Raw genomic sequence first — 16520 nt, 5'->3', positions numbered from 1 at the left:
AGTTAAAAGGAGGTACACAGAGTTTTTTCTTTTGACTTTGAGATTACTAAATAAAATCTCTGTGTCCCTCTTTTCACCTCTGTGGTACTCTGTGTAATCTACCAAACATAACCAGATTTTAATTAAAATATCATAATGGAGAAATTACAGAATTATATTAATGGACGCTGGGTGGATAGTCATTCCAGTGAATTCACGAATGTTTTAAACCCGGCTTCGCAGGAGATATTAATGCAGGTTCCGACCGGGAATGCGCAGGATGTGGCGGACGCGGCGCAGGCGGCGCATGAAGGCTTTCAGGAATGGAGAAGCACGCCGGTTTCTAAACGTGTGCAATATCTTTTCAAACTTAAAACATTACTGGAAGACAACATCGACGACATCGCTAAAACAATCACGCTGGAATCCGGAAAAACATTTCTGGAAGCGAAAGCGGAAATGGTTCGGGCGATTGAAAATGTTGAAAATGCCTGCGGAATGCCGGCTTTGATGCAGGGTGAATTCTCCGAAGATATTGCCAAAGGAATTGATGAATATATGATTCGTCAGCCGCTTGGCCCTTGCGCCTGTATTGCGCCGTTCAACTTTCCGGGAATGATAACATTCTGGTTTTTGCCATATGCCCTTGCTTGCGGAAACAGCTATATCATCAAACCTTCTGAAAAAGTACCGTTAACGATGACAAAAATCGTCGCTTTGATGGAAAAACTGGATTTGCCAAAAGGTGTTTTGAATCTTGTTCAGGGGGGAAGAGAAGTTGTAGATGCTTTGTTGGAACATCCGGTTATTAAAGGAATCAGTTTTGTCGGTTCTTCTACGGTTGCCAAATATGTTTATTCCAAAGGCGCAGCCCATGGAAAACGTGTTCAGGCGCAGGGTGGAGCAAAAAATCCTGTTATTGTTTTGCCGGATGCTGATATTGATATGACCACGCAAATCGTGATCGACAGTGTTTACGGATGCGCTGGTCAGCGTTGCCTTGCTGCTTCGACGATCATCACGGTTGGCGAACATAAGGATATTACAGAAAGTCTGGTGGAATCTGCGAAAAACCGTAAAACGGGATTCGGACTTGAAAGTGACGTTCAAATGGGTCCGGTGATCAGTGCTGAAAGTAAAAACCGAGTGAATCATTTAATTGATAAAGGTCTGAACGAAGGCGGACGATTGTTAGTCGACGGCAGAAATGCCAAAGTACCAGGTTTTGAAAATGGTAACTTTATCGAACCAACGATTATTGAAGATATTCCACTGGACGGCGAACTGGCTGCGACTGAAATTTTCGGTCCGGTACTAAGCCTTGTCCACATCAACACCATCGAAGAAGCCATTCGTTTTATCAACTCCGGACGTTACGGAAATATGGCTTGCATCTTCACAAGCAGCGGATTAAACGCCCGGAAATTCCGCCACGAAGCAGAAGCGGGAAATATCGGTATCAACATCGGTGTTGCCGCTCCGGTCGCACAATTCCCATTCTCAGGCTGGAAAGACAGTTTCTACGGCGATTTGCACGGTCAAGGAAATCACGCGGTAGAATTTTTCACCCAGACAAAAGTGGTGATTGAGCGGTGGTTGAAGGAGTGGAACCGGAAATTCTGAGTGGGCTTTCAGCAGTCGGCGATCAGCTTTCGGCTTTTTCCCCGGATAATTGAGATTGACACCATAACTATTGAAATAAGAAACTAACCAAGTTCGGATTGGGGAAAGTTAATTGCTAAACGCCAACCGCTAAAACCTAAAAACGCATGTCAAAGAAATTAAAAATCGGGGTGATTGGATTGGGGCGTATCGGGCAGATACACCTGAGCAATCTGCTGCATCACATACCTGGTGCGGAAGTAGTTATTGCGTCGGATCTTTCGCCGGAATCGCACGCTTTTGCTAAGAATCTGGGGGTGGAAGAGGTGACGACAGATGCCTATGACGTTATCAATCATCCGGATGTAGAGGCGGTTATCATCTGCTCTCCTACTCCTTTTCACGTCCCTTACACGGTTGCAGCAGCGAATCAGAAAAAACACGTTTTTTGTGAAAAGCCATTGGATGTAACTCTGGATGCGATTTACGCAGCGCAAAAAGCGGTTAGCGACAATGGCGTTAAATTAATGCTTGGTTTCAACCGTCGTTTTGATGCAAACTTTGCAAATGTTCGTCATATCGTGGCTGACGATAAAATTGGTGATCCGCAGATACTGCGTATCACAAGCCGTGACCCGGGACCACCTCCTATCGAATACTTGAAAACTTCAGGCGGCATTTTCCTTGATATGTCGATCCATGATTTTGACATGGCGCGTTATATTGTAGGCTCAGAAGTAACCGAAGTTTTTGTAAAAGGCGACGCCTTGATTAATCCGGAAATTAAAGAATTCGGAGATATTGATACGGCGGTGATTGTACTGACTTTTGAAAACGGAGCGATTGGTGTGATTGATAACAGCCGAAAAGCAGTCTATGGCTACGATCAGCGACTAGAAATTTTTGGCTCAAAAGGAATGGCCAAAGCTGAGAATAACACTGCTGATAATCTGGTACATTTCGACAGCAATGGCGGTCATATCTCACTTCCGTTGCATTTTTTCCTGGAAAGATATGAAACGGCTTATCGTGTTTGTCTGAAATCATTTGTTAATTGTGTGCTCAATGACACTCCTTCCCCTGTTGACGCGCATGACGGATTGATGGCTACGGCAATTGGAATTGCGGCCATGAAATCGCTGCAAGAAGGAAGGCCGGTGAAGTTGGAAGAAGTTATTAGTCATACATTGGTGTAAGAAGATTATACCCTAAACCAACCCCATGAAACAAGGCCTGCAGTTGCTTGATTACGTCGTATTTTTCATTTATTTTATTGGTGTTTCGTCTTATGGTTTTTGGATTTATAAAAAGAAATCAAGTAACGAATCAAGTTCTACCGATTACTTTTTAGCAGAAGGTTCATTGACATTCTGGGCCATTGGCGCTTCCTTGATCGCTTCCAATATTTCGGCAGAGCATTTTATTGGCATGTCGGGATCAGGATTTGCAATAGGCCTGGCCATAGCATCTTACGAATGGATGGCAGCCGCCACGCTGGTAGTTGTTGCTATTTTCTTTGTGCCGATTTATTTGAAAAACAAGATTTATACCATGCCGCAGTTTCTACGGCAACGGTATAATCCGGTCGTAGCGACGACGATGGCGGTATTCTGGCTTCTTTTATATGTGTTCGTTAACCTGACTTCAATTCTGTATCTCGGAGCGCTTGCTCTGGAAGTTACAGCCGGAATTGACTTTACCTGGGCAATTGGAGCACTGGCCGTTTTTGCGATCATCATCACTGTAGGCGGAATGAAAGTAATTGGTTATACAGATGTAATTCAAGTAGTTGTACTCATTGCAGGAGGTTTAGTGACAACCTATCTTGCCATGGATCTTGTGGCGAAACAGTTTGGAAATCCAAATGTTTTCAGTGCGTTTGGTACGTTGAAAACGCAGGCCGAACCGCATTTTCATATGATCCTGAAAAAAGACAATCCTTACTATAAAGATCTGCCGGGATTATCTGTAATTATTGGTGCGATGTGGATTAATAACCTGAATTATTTTGGTTGTAACCAATACATTATACAGCGTACACTTGGAGCCAGTCTTCCAACCGCCAGAAAAGGACTTTTGTTTGCTGCCGGTTTGAAACTGATCATTCCTATTATCGTAGTAATTCCGGGAATTGCAGCGTATGTGCTTTTTCAAAACGGAATGTTTCAAACCGAAATGCTAGATGCGAATGGCATTGTAAAACCGGATCACGCTTATCCAGTTTTGCTAGATTTGTTACCATCCGGATTAAAAGGAATGGCCTTTGCGGCTTTGACGGCTGCAATCGTGGCTTCACTTGCCGGAAAAGCAAATAGTATTTCCACGATTTTTACGCTGGATATTTACAGAGAATATATCAAACCTGATGCCACAGAAAAGCACCTGATCCGTGTTGGTCGTTATGCTATATGGACTTCCATGGGTATCGCAGCTTTAATCGCTCCGCAACTTCGGGTTCTGGAACAAGCGTATCAGTTTATTCAGGAATATTCAAGTTTCATCACCCCGGGGGTTTTTGCGATTTTCTTTCTGGGTTTTTTCTGGAAAAGAACGACTGGAAATGCAGCTTTGGTAGCGGCTCTTTTAACAATTCCACTTTCAACAGCCTTTAAATTCTGGTATGAAGAAATTCCGTTTTTGAACCGTATGGGAATAATCTTTTTGATTCTAGTTGCTGTGATTGTCGTGGTAACATTACTTGATCCGAAAAGTAAGAATAATCCGAAAGGACTTGAAATTGAACGTTCCATGTTCAAAGTCAGCACCGGATTTATGATCACCTCGATCCTGATTTTTGGTATTCTTGGCGCTCTTTACAGTGTGTTTTGGTAAGATCGAATTGCTGAAATGCTGCGGATTTATTAACTGATTTATTATGCTTTTGACGACCAAACAACTCTTTGATAAATGCTACGGCCGCTACGCAATTCCTGCGGTCAACGTATTTTTCATGGAAGAAATACATGGATTATTTGCCGCAGCGCAAGAAGCGGATGCACCTTTCATCGTGCAAACCACGCCTTTTGCAAGAGATTATGCCAAAGCAGATATGCTGCTTTCTATGATCCAGTCGGCCGCCAGATTATATCCGCAAACGGTTTTTGCTGTTCATGTTGACCACGGCGTTGAAGAGCATATTTGGGATGCCATTGGAAGCGGTGGATACAGTTCGGTGATGATCGATGCATCGCATGATAATTTTGAAAAAAATGTCGCCAGAACGAAGGAAGTTGTGAACAGAGCACATGCGAATGGAATTAGCGTGGAAGCTGAACTTGGTGTTTTGGCGGGTGTCGAGGATGATTTAACTGTGGATGCTGAACATTCTTCATATACCAATCCTCAGCAAGTTGTCGATTTTGTTAATGCCACGGGTTGTGACAGTCTGGCAATTGCCGTTGGGACCAGTCATGGTGCCTATAAATTTTCAGGCGGACAAGGTTTGCAATTCCATATTCTTGAAGAAATTCAAAAACGTTTGCCTGGATTTCCCTTGGTATTACACGGCGGTTCTAACGTAAGCTCAGAGGTTGTTGCGCGAATTAATGCAGCAGGAGGAAATCTTAAAACAGACGCCAAAGGTGTTCAGGAAGAAGAGATTTTGAGAGCAATTCCTTTGGGAATTTGTAAAATTAATATCGCAACCGATACCCGATTATTATGGACGATGGTGAACCGCGAATTTTTCCGGGATCATCCTGACGAATTCGCTCCGACAACACCAGGAAAGATTTTCATGGAAGAATATAAGCGTTTCATGTTAAAGAAATTTGAATTGCTCGGGTGTGTTGGGCAGGCGGATGAGTTTTTGTATTAGATTGATATAGAAGATTTCGGTGGAATTATTACGGTGCGCTGCACCTTTACAATTCAGGATTAACACGGTCTCCCTACAAATATTCAGGTGCTCTGCACCATCAATTAACTAGTGCAGCGCACCTGAATATTTGTAGAATAGAACCGGCTCCGCCCGTGATCCTAAGGTGCAGCGCACCGCAATCCTAAACGATTCCAATCCTAAATTCGATACTCTCCCTAAGCAAACACTTCTTAAAATCATCAAAATATTCCTCAAAACCATGACCAGAAGATTAACCGTAGCCCAGGCTACAATAACATTTCTAAAAAATCAATACATCGAACGCGATGGTATTGAAGAACCCTATTTCGGCGGATGTTTCGGAATATTCGGTCATGGAAACGTGGCTGGATTAGGTCAGGCCTTACAACAAAATCCTGATTTCCGTTATTATCAATGTCGTAATGAGCAATCCATGGTGCATACCGCCGTGGCTTATGCAAAATTAAAAAACCGTCTCGGAGCTTTTGTTTGCACAACCTCCATAGGTCCGGGTGCCACCAACATGATTACAGGCGCCGCGTTGGCGACGATTAATCGTTTGCCTGTTTTGTTATTGCCGGGTGATATTTTTTCAACCCGCGAACCAAATCCGGTTTTACAACAATTGGAAAGTGCTTCCACGCAGGATATTTCTGTGAACGATTGCTTCAAACCCGTATCCAAATACTGGGACAGAATTAACCGTCCGGAGCAGCTGATTTACTCACTACCCGAAGTTATGCGTGTCCTTACTTCACAGGCTGAAATGGGAGCGGTAACACTTTCGATGCCACAGGATGTGCAAACACATGCATATGATTTTCCGGAAGATCTTTTCAGGAAAAGAGTATGGCATGTAGGTCGTCCACGCCCAGACCTGCCAACTTTGAAAAAAGCAGCTGAATGGATTCGTGCTTCTAAAAAACCTGTGATCGTCGCGGGTGGCGGTGCGATTTACAGCGGAGCTGACGGAATTCTTCATGATTTTGCTACAAAAACGGGGATTCCTGTTGGTGAAACCTTTGCCGGAAAAGGCGCTGTTAAATTTGATGAGCCTTACAGCATTGGCGGCCTTGGCGCAACGGGAACAAAATATGCAATCGAAATTTCCAATGAAGCGGACGTGGTGATTGGAATTGGTACTCGTTACAGCGATTTCACCACAGCCTCAAAATCCATATTTAAAAATCCGGATGTTAAATTCATTAACATTAATATAAGTGAATTCGACGCATTCAAACACGCCGCATTACCGGTAATTGGTGATGCAAAAGTGATTCTGGAAGAACTTTCAGATCTGCTTGGCGACTTTGAAGTTGCTGCCGATTACCGCAAAAAAATCTCGGATTACAATCACGCCTGGGATGAGGAAGTTACCCAGATTTATATTGAAGGGAACAGCACCGTCCCTCCTATTGATCAGGCAATTGTGATTGGAACGTTGAATAATTTCATGGGTCGCCGTGACGTGATGATTAACGCTTCCGGAAGTGCGCCGGGAGATTTGCATAAACTTTGGCGTGCAACTGATCCTAAAAATTTCCATCTCGAATATGGTTTCTCCTGCATGGGTTATGAAATCGCTGCCGGATTGGGGGCAAAAATGGCTGATCCAACGCGTGATGTATACGTAATCTGCGGTGATGGCGGTTATTTAATGAACAACCACGAAATCGTCACGTCCATTCAGGAAGGTGTAAAATTTACGATTTTGCTTTTAAACAATAATGGATACGCGAGTATCGGCGGACTTTCTGAAAGCATCGGCAGCGAGCGCTTTGGGACGATGTACAATTATCGTGACGAAAATTCAGGACAATTATCGGGTGATTTCTTACCCGTTGATTTGGCGAAAAATGCAGAGAGTCTGGGGGCTATTGTGATTAAAGCCACGGACAGAACTTCGCTTGAAGCAGCTTTGGAACAATCGAAAATCAATACTACAACAACGGTGATTTATATTGAAACTAGCTTGTATCGTACAGTAAAAGGTTACAATGCATGGTGGGAAGTTCCAATCGCGGAAGTTTCCGAATCTGCATCTGTTCAGAAGGCTTACGACACGTATGTAGAGAATAAAAAAACGCAGCGAATATTTCTGTAATGACTAAATAATCAGGCTCACTGATCTGATTTGCCAGCCACGAATACACGAATTTTCACTAATCGCATTGAATGAATTAATTCCCAAATCTGACTAAGATGAATTTTGAAAATATAAAACTTGGCGTCGCTCCTATCAACTGGACCAACGACGATATGCCGGAACTTGGCGGCGAAAATACATTCGAGCAATGTATCAGCGAGATGGCTTTGGCAGGATTTACCGGCTGTGAAGTTGGAAATAAATTTCCTCGCGACACAGATGTACTGAAAAAAGCACTTGAATTACGTGGCTTACAGATTTGTAATCAGTGGAACAGCTATGAACTGACTACAAAGTCATTGGAGGAAAATATCAAAAATTTTACCGAGCTTCTCGATTTCCTGGAAACCATGGGTGCGAAAGTCATTGGTGGCGGAGAAGTTGGCAACAGCTGTCAGGGACAAATGACGGTACCGGTTTTTGAAGGAAAAGGAATGCTGAACACTGATGAAGAATGGAAATCTTTCACCACCGGTTTAAACGAATTAGGCAAGATCGCCCGTGCGCGTGGAATGAAACTGGCTTTTCATCACCATATGGGAACCTGCATCCAAACCATCGCGGAAACGGATCGTTTGATGGCAGAAACTGATCCGGAAAATGTTTATTTGAATTATGACTGCGGCCACTTTTATTTTGCAGGTGAAGATCCTGTGGAAGCTTTGAAAAAATATATTGGAAGAACGGCCCATATTCATTTAAAAGATATTCGCCCAAATGTTTTGCAACGCGTTCACGACGAAAAATTAAGTTTCCTGACCGCTGTAAAACAAGGGGTTTTCACAGTTCCCGGCGACAAAGAAGGTTGTATTGACTTCCCCTCCTTATTTGACGTTATAAAAGAAAGTGATTATCAGGGCTGGATTGTACTGGAAGCGGAACAGGATCCTGCGGTTGCAAATCCATTGGAATATGCAATTATTGCCCGAAAGTTTTTTAAGGGCTTAACGAATATCTGAGTCTTTCCTTAATAAAAAATGGAGGTCCGGTTTTGAAAACCTGGTCTCCATTTTTTCGTTATTGTCAATGATATTTACTATCAATATCACAGTTTTCACTTCCCAACAATCATTTGTTTCCCTGATACATCAATCGTTATTTGTTTTCCAAACCAGTTCAGTGAAGACGTTCCATCATAAATCAATCCTTCAATAAACAAAACTTTTGGTTCGTTAACATGAATTTGAGGAAAATCTTTTGCTGCTATTTCTGCAACGTTTGTACTGTAAATTGACGTTTCTATATCCTTATTAAATTCACTTTTACGGGTTCTTTTAATAACCTTGCTGGTATCAGAAACATCTACGCCAAGCTCCTGCAAATGTTTGGCATTGATATGGAAAACGTTCGCTCCTGCCCCACTGTCCACCAAAAACTGCAATGTCAATTTTTTATTCACCTGAACAAAAGTGAAAATGTCAAGTGTGATATCTCTTGAACTTTCGATTTGCAAAGGCAAAATATTCCCTTTCGTTTTTCTTATTTTAAAACTCCCCGGCGTTTCAATAATTAATTTTTTCTGATCATAATCAACTGTGAAGGGTTGATTTTTAAAAGACATTAAGGAAATCAATCCATCAAATGGCCCCAACTCCACATCGAAGATCATCATCGTCGGACCAGGATCTTTGAAATCTCCAATCATAATTTGATCTGTTGTATACAAATCCGCCGTAATTTTTTCTCCTGTTGCACGGAAAGCAGTATACTCTCTGTTAAGCTTTTGCACATTAGCCATTTTGCTGGAAAATTTCTTGGTCAACAACGTTAACCCGGCACCGGTGTCCAGGATAAAATTTCCTTCAATGCCGTTCACTATGGCCTTGATTGTAATATGTCCGCTTGGTGCTATCTCGAAGGGAATGCTGGTTTGAGCATGTGCAGAGATACTTGTCATGCCCCAGATTGCAATCAAGATTATTTTAAAACTGATACTTTTCATTTTTAATTCTTTCTTAATGAGAGCTCTATGATTTTTTTACTTTTTCTGCGTTTGTAACGATAACAAATCAGTGCGAAGATAGTCTGATAATCACTTTTGTAACCATTAAATACAAAATTTATAAAAATAGGGGTTGGCCAACTACACATACCTAAAACTTCAAAAAATAAATAATTTATCACGCCACACTTATTTTCATTCCTACGTAATATCAATTGTGCACATCTTAATTTCCAAATCAATCTCACAACTTATGTACGAAGAATTTACTCAATTTTAATCTGACTAAACATGCTAAATTTTAAAAGGATCAGCCAAATTGGGTTTATCGCAATTGCCGCTTTTCTGGCAAGCTGCAAGGATAAGGACGTAACTCCTACAACTTCAACAACGGACACAACTAGTTATAGCGCTGTAAACAGCTGGGTTTACAGTATCATGAACGATGCCTATTTCTGGTATAAAAATATGCCGGCAGAAAGCAGCCTGGATGAAACAATTAATCCAACAGATTTTTTCGAAAAACTGATTTATAACCGCACTACGGTGGACCGGTTTTCGACGATCACGGATGATATCGATGCACTGACAGACGAATTTAATGGTGTCGGGAAAATTTTCGGGATCAGTTATACTTTGTCATATACCGATGATACAAAGACAAATCTTGGTGCATTTTTGAGCTATGTTGTAAAGGGAAGTCCTGCGGAAACGGCTGGTTTGAAACGTGGTGATATCATTATGAAAATAAATGGTACCCAACTTACCGCCGCCAACTATGTATCACTTTTTTCCAGCAACGATACCGAAACTTTCACACTTGGTAAAGTTGTAGGCACTACAATTACGGCCGACGACACTAAAACAATTTCTGTTACCAAAGCTACCGTCAGCGAGGATCCGGTATTATTTTCAACGGTGATTTCAAAGCCGGCCTATAACAAAACCATTGGTTATCTGGTTTATACACAATTTGTGCCCGGAACAACGGCCAGTGCCAGTGTTTATGACAACGAACTTCGTCAGGTATTTGCTGATTTTAAAAGTAAAGGTGTTAATGAACTGGTTCTGGATCTTCGGTTTAACCCCGGTGGATATATCAGTTCCGCTGAAACTCTGGCTTCGCTGATTGGTACAAATGCTTCAAGTTCCAAGATTTTTTACAAGGAGCAGTGGAACGATAAATACATAACCTATTGGCAAAATAAATACGGTGCTAATGCGCTGAATTACAATTTCCTTGACGAAGCAAATAATATTGGATCAAATCTGAGCCGTGTTTTTGTTCTGACTTCCAACGGAACGGCTTCTGCGAGTGAACTCGTAATTAATGGACTGAAACCATATATGAGTGTTGTGACGATTGGCGAACATACTTATGGAAAAAATCTGTTCGGTTCATTGTTTAGTGATGACCAAAATCGCTGGAAATGGGGATTGTACGTGATGCTTGGGCAAACAGCTAATGCCAACGACCAGTCGGATTACGGAACAGTTAACGGAATAACGCCAACTTATACTGTTGAAGATACGACAGTTCCTTATCAGCCTTTTGGTGATGAAAATGAAACATTGCTGAGGAAAGCACTCGACGTAATCGGTATTCCTGCACCAACAAGTACAAGACTCTCGTCAACAACAAAGGTACAATCATTTATCGGTGAAAACCTGCGAGATAATCTGGTCGTTCGGGATAAGCGGATGATTAAAAATACACCGACTTTAAGAATTAATAAGTAACCCTTCTCTTACAATTTGGAGATCAGCCAGCGGCGATCGGCTTTCAGGTCCGGATATCAGATTTCACCGAAAATCAACTGAGGTCCCTGTACAAAGCCGATTGCTAAGCTGATACCAAATACTTAAAGATCCGCCGCAAAGACATTGAGCCGGAAATATCTAAATATGAACGCTCGATGTCTTGGATCTTATCCGGCTATCAGCAATCGGCTTTCGGCAATCAGATTACAATATTTCATTCGTGCCTGACGATAGAAATCATCGTTTACTAACTCCTAAAAGCTAAAAGCTACTTCTGGATTACAACATCTCCGTGTCCACGGAATTCGCAGCCACCGTTTATAAATTTGTAATAAACGCGAACGGTATCAGTTATTCCAAATTGTGAATAATCGATCAGATTGATCTTTGTATATAAAGAATCCTTTGCATAAAGCGTCTTGAAATTTTTGTCAACAATCCGAATTGCTAACCTTACGGAATCAGGCTTGTAAACATGAATTGCAGACGTTCCTTTTGTTGGATTGGGGTAAGCTATAATTTCATAATCCGTTGCCGGACAATCCGTTTTAAGATTACTTTTAAAAAGACTCATTTCCTGCTCCACCCAGGTATCTTTAATATTCCAGTCGTCCGGATCTACGGGACTTAACGGAAGCCCTCTTTCATCCCTGAGCAAAATACCGGAAAATTTGATTTTTTCGGGCTCTCTGACCGGATCCGTGGGATCATTTTGATTACAGGAAAACAAAGAAAGACTTAGAATAACGCTGAGTACAACTTTTTTCATTTTTTAAGTTTACGGTTACGATGAGTAATATTACCCTTTTCTCATTTTTAAATATTCTTCAATTTCAGTCAAAGAAAATGCGTTGAAAGTCATCTCCTTCGTCAGTCCGCCCTTTCTGGCCACGGCTACTCCATAGTGCATGTCATAATAGCCTTCCTTCTTGTGCGCGTCCGGATTGATACTTAACAAAACACCTTTTTCCATACAATAAGCAATCCAACGCCAATCAAGGTCAAGTCGCCATGGCGATGCGTTTATTTCAATAACTACTTTATGCTCGGCGCAAGCATCTATAATCACTTTATGATCAATCGGATAACCTTCTCTGGATAATAATAATCTCCCTGTCGGGTGCCCCAGAATCGTTGTGTAAGGATTTTGTATTGCCTTCAACAAACGTGCTGTTGCTTTTTCCAAAGTCATCGTCAGATTACTATGCACAGAAGCCACCACGTAGTCAAAGCTTGACAAAATCTCATCAGAATAATCCAGAGAACCGTCACCCAGAATATCAGACTCAATTCCCTTTAAAATTTTGAAAGGTTTATCACTTCCCGACAACGCGAAACGTTCGTTTAGTTGGGCAATTTCCTCATGCTGACGAAAAACATCGTCCGGTTTTAATCCGCTTGCATAAGATGCAGTTTGTGAATGATCTGCAATTCCTAAATATTCAAAACCCAGTTCCTGACAAAATAAAGCCATTTGTTCCAGCGTATGCTGTCCGTCCGAATAGGTGCTGTGGTTATGCAAAATTCCTTTTAAATCATCCCAGGTTATCAGCTGATCAGAAGTATGCGTTTCGGCCCAGATAAATTCATCTGCACCCTCCCGCATTTCCGGGACGATAAAAGGCAAACCTGCTTTTTCATAAATCGCTTCCTCGCTATCAAAAAGCTCATATTTCGTTTGTCTCCACAACGAAGTCCCCGAGACTGTAACTTTATTTAAATGTTCAGCAGAAGCAGTTTCAAGAAAAAGCTCATTGACAAGATTTTCAGGCTTCACAGCCAATACTTCTATATCAACCGCAATATCCTGCACCTTTCCGCGCCATATAAAAGGAGAAGAAATTTTTTCATTAGGGATTAAAAATTCGAAAGCATTCAGAGCCTGATGTACCAGCAAAGGCGATTCTGTGCCAACCAGGATACGAATGGTTTCAACAATTTCAGCTTTACGCCTGACGTCACCCGCGATTTCAACCTGGTCAAAACTTTTTTTCAATTCTTCTGAAAGAAACTGGGCAACCGACTCGGCTTTATCCATCCGCAGCTTTCCTGCCTGATCTTTCAGAAATGCCAGTGATTCAAGTATCTTTTGTTCTGTACTTCCTCCAAAACCTTTTACTTTGGCAATTTTACCACTCTGGCAGGCCAGTTCAAGTTCATGTAAATTGTCAATACCAAGCTCCCGCCAAAGAACAGCAATTTTTTTAGCACCAATTCCCTTGATACTGAACATTTCAAGTACACCAATTGGCGTATTTTCGAGCAGTTCTTCCAACTCTTTAAAAGTACCACGCTGAACTATTTCGATAATTTTCGCCGCCGTACTTTTTCCAATTCCTTGCAGTTTTGTTAATTCTTCAAGTGAAAGGGCTGCTATTTCGCCATCCTTATATTTATCCAGATAGAAACCGGCCACGCCGTAACTTTTCACCTTGAAAGGATCAGCTCCGTGCAGTTCAAGTAATTTGGCAGTCAGTTCTAGTATCTCAACAATTTCGGCGTTGCTCATGGTATGCTAAATTTATATAATCTGCGAATTACGAAGTAACATCGAGCAAATGCAAATAAGATGTGACTGATTTTGAATTTTCCAGTTAATTAGCAGCTCACCAATTCAAATATTTTCTAATCATTATAAAGGAAATTGAGCCTGCCAGTTACTCCCAAAATTATAGTAGTTATTACCAAACATTGACTTAAATAGAAAAAACTTAAACATGGATACGAAAATTATCACTCCCTTTTCACGCCGCAACTTTCTTGCTGCCGGCGCTGGTATTATCACCGCGTCCATTTTTTCACCTTTCAGTATTGCTTTGGGAAAACCAAAAGAACGCCTGGGCATAGCATTAGTCGGACTGGGTTATTACAGCACCGATTTGCTTGCTCCCGCACTTCAAAAAACCAAAAATTGCTACCTCGCCGGCATCGTAACGGGTACGCCCGACAAGGCTGAAACCTGGAAAAAAAAGTACAATATTCCAGATAAAAATATTTATAATTATAAAAACTTCGATTCGATAGCCAATAACCCGGATATTGACGTAGTATACATAGTACTTCCGCCATCAATGCATAAGGAATTTGTAATCCGCGCAGCAAAGGCTGGAAAACACGTTTTCTGTGAAAAACCGATGGCACTGAATGTGCAGGAATGCGAGGAAATGATCAAAGTTTGTAAGGATAACAAACGCAGTTTGTCCATTGGTTATCGCTGCCAGCATGATCCGAACACGCAGGAATATATGCGCATTGCAAAGGAAAAAGCACTCGGAAATGTGCAGCTGATTTCATGTGCGGCCGGTTATAAGGAAAGTCGTGCCGACAACTGGAAAGTGAAAAAATCCATGGGCGGCGGCGCGATGTATGATATGGGGGTTTATGCGTTGCAAGGAGCCCGCCTGGCAGCAGGTGCGGAACCGATATCCGTGACGGCAGAAATTGTAATAAACCGTCCGGAAATATTTAAGGATGCAGATGAAATTACACATTTCCAGTTACAATTTCCCGGCGGTACAGTAGCAAATTGTACGGGTAGCCACGGCATCAGTACAAATTTCCTGAAAGTGAATTACGACAAAGGAACGCTGTATATGGATTCGTTTTCAGCATACACAGGAAATAAAGGGTATAGTACGCTTGGTGAAATTAATTTCCCGGTTGATAATCAGCAAGCTAAACAAATGGATGAAGATGCGCTGGCCATCATGCAAAGCAAGCCTGTGCTGGTTCCGGGAGAAGAAGGTATGCGAGATATCCGTATCGTTCAGGCAATATACCAGGCAGCACAAACAGGCAAAAGCGTAAAAATTGGATAACATTATTTAAACATAAAACCTGAAATCATTTAACCGCACATGAATGTAGAACAGCTTAAACAGTACCGCGACGAAGCGACTCAACATCTTACCACTGAATTACTTCCTTTTTGGGAAACCCGGTGTGTTGATAAAGAAAACGGCGGTTTCATTACCCATTTTGATTTTGAAGGAAAAGATTCGGGCGAAGACGAAAAATCTTTAATTGCCCAGACCAGGACAGTATTTACATTTTCATCTGCACACCGGGCAGGTTACGGTGAAGGCAGATATGCAGCCATTGCAAAACATGGTGTTGATTTTTTAATTGACAAAATGTGGGACAACGAATACGGCGGTTTCTACTGGCTTATGGACAGGAAAGGAAATGTCAAAATCGATGAAAAAATCGTTTACGGACTTAGCTTCGCGATTTACAGTTTAAGTGAATATACATTGGCAACGGGTGATGCCAGAGGTTTGGAATATGCTGAAAAAGTTTTTGACCTGCTTCAAATCCATGGTGCGGATACTTTTTATGGTGGATATTTTGAAATGTTTACCCGCACATGGGAATTAAAAGGCCCTGGTGCTGCCGGCGGTGATAGAAAAACGCTGGATGCGCATATGCATTTAATGGAGGCTTTCACCACTTTATATGAGGCAAGCGGAAAAGAGGTTCATCGCAGAAAGCTAGTTGAAATTATTCAGCTGCTGATCACCAAAATCATGCATCCGGTTTACGGCACGGGTATTCCGCAATTCTGGGCAGACTGGTCTGTGGCACCGCAAATTAAATTTGACATTATCTGGGGCTGGGACAGATTTTCGGAAGATGGGCTAAAAAGTTCGGCGGAAGACAATACAAGTTATGGCCATAATGTTGAATTTGCCTGGCTGTTGATGCATGCGCTGGATATTGCCGGTATCCCTTACGACGATTATCAAACTCAATTATTGAAATCTTTTGATCATGCGATTGCCTATGGTATAGACTGGGAATTCGGCGGCGTATATGTGGAAGGCTCTCATGCAGGAGAAGTTTACGACCGTGAAAAAGAATTCTGGCAACAGGCAGAAGTGTTAATCGGTATGCTGGATGCTTACCGGATTTATGGTGACGAAAAATACCTGAAAGCTTACGACGCGACACATCGTTTTGTTTTTGATAAAATGATCAATCATGAAGTCGGCGAGTGGCTTCCTTTGCTTACCCGCCAGGGAGAGCCAATCTGGAAACATATGAGTCACTCGTGGAAAGTTAATTATCATTCAGTTCGCTCGATGGTTCAAAGTATTGTCAGATTAAACAAATTACTGAAAAAAGCGGATCAGGAATAGTGGGTAAAATGGGCATCATTTTAAAATTCTAATGCACAGTTTTGGGAAAACAATGCTCAGAAAAACGATCCTGTTTTAGATATTTAAACAAAGCGAAAAGCTGATTTGGAA

12 protein-coding genes are annotated in these 16520 nt (G+C 41.8%); 9 read left to right on the top strand and 3 right to left on the bottom strand.

Annotated features, from left to right (window positions below; genetic code table 11):
• Positions 1-135 precede the first annotated feature (135 nt).
• The 6 genes from IEE83_RS10500 to iolE all read left to right on the top strand — a co-directional run bounded on the left by IEE83_RS10500 (position 136) and on the right by iolE (position 8527).
• Entirely contained in the window at positions 136-1602 is a 1467-nt protein-coding gene (locus IEE83_RS10500; protein ID WP_194120541.1) for a CoA-acylating methylmalonate-semialdehyde dehydrogenase, read from the top strand.
• A gap of 146 nt (positions 1603-1748) precedes the next feature.
• Positions 1749-2777, top strand: a complete 1029-nt coding sequence (gene iolG, locus IEE83_RS10495; protein ID WP_194120540.1) for an inositol 2-dehydrogenase — start codon at positions 1749-1751, stop codon at positions 2775-2777.
• A gap of 25 nt (positions 2778-2802) precedes the next feature.
• Positions 2803-4413, top strand: a complete 1611-nt coding sequence (locus tag IEE83_RS10490; protein WP_194120539.1) for a sodium/sugar symporter — start codon at positions 2803-2805, stop codon at positions 4411-4413.
• A 43-nt stretch (positions 4414-4456) separates the two neighbouring features.
• A complete protein-coding gene (locus IEE83_RS10485; RefSeq protein ID WP_194120538.1) occupies positions 4457-5398 on the top strand; it encodes a class II fructose-bisphosphate aldolase in 942 nt (313 codons plus the stop codon).
• A 262-nt stretch (positions 5399-5660) separates the two neighbouring features.
• A complete protein-coding gene (gene iolD, locus IEE83_RS10480) occupies positions 5661-7526 on the top strand; it encodes a 3D-(3,5/4)-trihydroxycyclohexane-1,2-dione acylhydrolase (decyclizing) (protein WP_194120537.1) in 1866 nt (621 codons plus the stop codon).
• Between the two features lie 98 nt (positions 7527-7624).
• The gene (iolE, locus tag IEE83_RS10475) at positions 7625-8527 is read left to right on the top strand and encodes a myo-inosose-2 dehydratase (protein ID WP_194120536.1); all 903 of its coding nucleotides are present in this window, start codon (positions 7625-7627) and stop codon (positions 8525-8527) included.
• A 95-nt stretch (positions 8528-8622) separates the two neighbouring features.
• Here iolE and IEE83_RS10470 read toward each other — a convergent pair whose 3' ends face one another.
• Positions 8623-9510: a retropepsin-like aspartic protease gene (locus tag IEE83_RS10470; RefSeq protein WP_194120535.1), complete on the bottom strand. Its 888-nt coding sequence runs from the start codon at positions 9508-9510 to the stop codon at positions 8623-8625.
• Positions 9511-9801: 291 nt separating this feature from the next.
• Here IEE83_RS10470 and IEE83_RS10465 point away from each other — a divergent pair, with 291 nt between their 5' ends.
• On the top strand, positions 9802-11250 hold the full coding sequence (locus IEE83_RS10465) for a S41 family peptidase (protein WP_194120534.1): 1449 nt from the start codon (positions 9802-9804) through the stop codon (positions 11248-11250).
• A gap of 289 nt (positions 11251-11539) precedes the next feature.
• Here IEE83_RS10465 and IEE83_RS10460 read toward each other — a convergent pair whose 3' ends face one another.
• Entirely contained in the window at positions 11540-12040 is a 501-nt protein-coding gene (locus tag IEE83_RS10460; protein WP_194120533.1) for a hypothetical protein, read from the bottom strand.
• 30 nt (positions 12041-12070) lie between these two features.
• Positions 12071-13780 (bottom strand): helix-hairpin-helix domain-containing protein, encoded by a 1710-nt coding sequence (locus IEE83_RS10455; RefSeq protein ID WP_194120532.1) that lies wholly within the window; start codon positions 13778-13780, stop codon positions 12071-12073.
• A 208-nt stretch (positions 13781-13988) separates the two neighbouring features.
• On the opposite strand from IEE83_RS10455, the gene IEE83_RS10450 reads away from it, so the two are divergent.
• Together IEE83_RS10450 and IEE83_RS10445 are read left to right on the top strand one after the other, a co-directional pair.
• Positions 13989-15089: a Gfo/Idh/MocA family protein gene (locus IEE83_RS10450; protein ID WP_194120531.1), complete on the top strand. Its 1101-nt coding sequence runs from the start codon at positions 13989-13991 to the stop codon at positions 15087-15089.
• Between the two features lie 39 nt (positions 15090-15128).
• A complete protein-coding gene (locus IEE83_RS10445) occupies positions 15129-16409 on the top strand; it encodes an AGE family epimerase/isomerase (protein WP_194120530.1) in 1281 nt (426 codons plus the stop codon).
• Positions 16410-16520: the final 111 nt, after the last annotated feature.

This window comes from Dyadobacter subterraneus, from assembly GCF_015221875.1.
Classification (GTDB): Bacteria; Bacteroidota; Bacteroidia; order Cytophagales; family Spirosomataceae; genus Dyadobacter; species Dyadobacter subterraneus.
This window is presented reverse-complemented; position numbering and strand designations above follow the sequence as displayed.